Origin of the sequence: Streptomyces otsuchiensis (assembly GCF_004305975.1) — a bacterium.
Lineage (GTDB): Bacteria > Actinomycetota > Actinomycetes > Streptomycetales > Streptomycetaceae > Streptomyces > Streptomyces otsuchiensis.
On record NZ_BHZI01000460.1, the window covers coordinates 1 to 2,406 of the forward strand.

1 protein-coding gene is annotated in these 2,406 nt (G+C 74.6%); it reads left to right on the forward strand.

Annotation, left to right across the window (positions count from 1 at the left end; translation table 11 throughout):
• The first annotated feature begins 34 nt into the window (after window positions 1-34).
• Complete coding sequence (locus E0D90_RS25050; protein ID WP_130800207.1) at window positions 35-2,278, forward strand: 3-hydroxyacyl-CoA dehydrogenase NAD-binding domain-containing protein; 2,244 nt, start codon at window positions 35-37, stop codon at window positions 2,276-2,278.
• Window positions 2,279-2,406 lie beyond the last annotated feature (128 nt).

The following is a 2,406-nucleotide window of genomic DNA, read 5'->3' on the forward strand; positions in this document are numbered from 1 at the left end:
CCCCCCGTGACCACGTACCCCGGAGAGACCCGCCATGTCTGAGCCCACCTCCGCAGCCCCGCACGCCGACGCCGAGTCCCCGATCCGCTGGGACCGCGACGCGGACGGCGTCGTCACCCTGACCCTCGACGCGCCCGGCCGGTCCGCCAACACCATGGACGCCGCCTTCGGCACGGCTCTCACGGCCGTCGCGGACCGCCTGACCGCCGAGCGCGAGACGGTGCGCGGCGTCATCGTGACCTCCGCCAAGAAGACGTTCTTCGCCGGAGGCGACCTCGACGAACTCATCGCGGCGGGCCCCGACCAGGCCCAGCGCGTCTTCGACTCCTCCATGGCCGTCAAGCGCGACCTGAGGCGCATCGAGACCCTGGGCGTGCCCGTGGCCGCCGCCGTCAACGGGGCCGCGCTCGGCGGCGGTTTCGAGATCGCGCTCGCCTGCCACCACCGGGTCGTCCTCGACACCCCCGGCGCCCGCGTCGGCCTGCCCGAGGTCACCCTCGGCCTGCTGCCGGGCGGCGGCGGGGTGGTGCGCACCGTGCGGCTGCTGGGCATCACCGACGCGCTGCTGCAGGTACTGCTCCAGGGGCAGCGTCACGTGCCCGCCCGCGCACTGGAACTCGGCCTGGTGCACGAGGTGGTGCGGACCCCGGAGGAACTGCTGGGTGCCGCACGGGCGTTCATCGACGCGCACCCCGAGTCCCATCAGCCGTGGGACGTCCCCGGGTACCGCGTCCCGGGGGGCACCCCGGCAACGCGCCGGCTGGCCGCCAGTCTGCCGTCCTACCCGGCCAACCTGCTCAAGCAGAGCGGAGGCGCGCCCTACCCGGCGCCGCGCAACATCATGGCGGCAGCCGTCGAGGGCGCCCAGGTCGACTTCGACAGCGCCGCCGTCATCGAGGGGCGTTACTTCACCGAACTGGTCATCGGCCAGACGGCGAAGAACATGACGCAGGCGTTCTTCTTCGACCTCCGGGCCGTCAACGCCGGCGCCAGCCGGCCGTCCGCGGAGCCGCGCGGCACCGCCACGCGGGTCGGCGTCGTCGGCGCCGGGATGATGGGCGCGGGCATCGCCTACGCCTGTGCCCGCGCGGGCCTGGAGGTGGTGCTCAAGGACGTGTCGGCCGAGGCGGCCGGGCGCGGCAAGGAGTACTCCGCGGGGCTGCTTGCGAAGGCGCTCCGGCGGGGCCGCACCACGGAGGAGAAGCGCGACGCCCTGCTGGCGCGGATCACCACGGCCGTGGACAGCGCGGCGCTGGCCGGCTGCGACGTCGTCATCGAGGCCGTCTTCGAGGACGCCGCGCTGAAGGCCGAGGTGTTCGCCGAGATCGAGTCGGTGGTGGCACCGGGCACGCTGCTGTGCACCAACACCTCGACGCTGCCGGTGACCGGCCTGGCCCAGTCGGTCTCCCGGCCACAGGACTTCATCGGGCTGCACTTCTTCTCTCCCGTCGACCGGATGCCGCTGGTGGAGGTCATCCGCGGGGAGAAGACCGGCGACCCGGCTCTGGCGCGCGCCTTCGACCTGGTGCGGCAGATCTCCAAGACGCCGATCGTGGTCAACGACTCGCGCGGCTTCTTCACCTCCCGGGTGATCGGCCACTTCCTGCGGGAGGGCGTCGCCATGGTCGGCGAGGGGGTGGAGCCCGCGTCCGTGGAGCAGGCGGCGGCGCAGGCCGGGTATCCGGGGCGGGTCCTGGCGCTGGTGGACGATCTGACGCTGACGCTGCCCCAGCGCATCACGCGGGAGACCCGCGCGGCGGTGGAGGCGGCCGGCGGGACCTGGCGGCCGCACCCGGCGGACGCGCTGATCGACCGCATGGTCGAGGAGTTCGGCCGTACCGGCCGCGCCGGAGGCGCGGGTTTCTACGACTACGCCGAGGACGGGACGCGGCTGGCCCTGTGGCCCGGGCTGCGGGAGCACTTCACGGGTGACGGCGACGGTGCGGGCGGCGCCGATGGCGGAACCGGCGAGGGGGACCCGCTGCGGGAACTGCGGGAGCGCATGCTGTTCGTGGAGGCGCTGGACTCCGTGCGCCTGCTGGAGGAGGGAGTGCTCACCTCGGTCGCCGACGCCAACATCGGCTCGTTGCTGGGCATCGGGTTCCCGGGCTGGACCGGGGGCGTGCTCCAGTACATCAACGGCTACGAGGGTGGGCCGGCCGGTTTCGCCGCCCGCGCCCGGCAGCTCGCGGAGCGCCACGGCGAGCGGTTCGCGCCGCCCGCGCTGCTGGTGGAGAAGGCCGAGCGGGGCGAGCCGTTCCGGGACGCCCCGCGCTGAGCTCCCGGCCGCCCACCGGCCCGCTCCCCGGCCCCGCTCCCCGCGTGACAAGGGGGAGCGGGGCCGGCCCCGTTTCGGGCCGAACCGGGCGGCGCACGGCATGAGGGCGGGGTGCATGGGGCGGGTGG

Bases quoted from the DNA above. Each gene is read 5' to 3' on its own strand.
- E0D90_RS25050 (WP_130800207.1), top strand. From the start codon at position 35: ATGTCTGAGCCCACCTCCGCAGCCCCGCACGCCGACGCCGAGTCCCCG.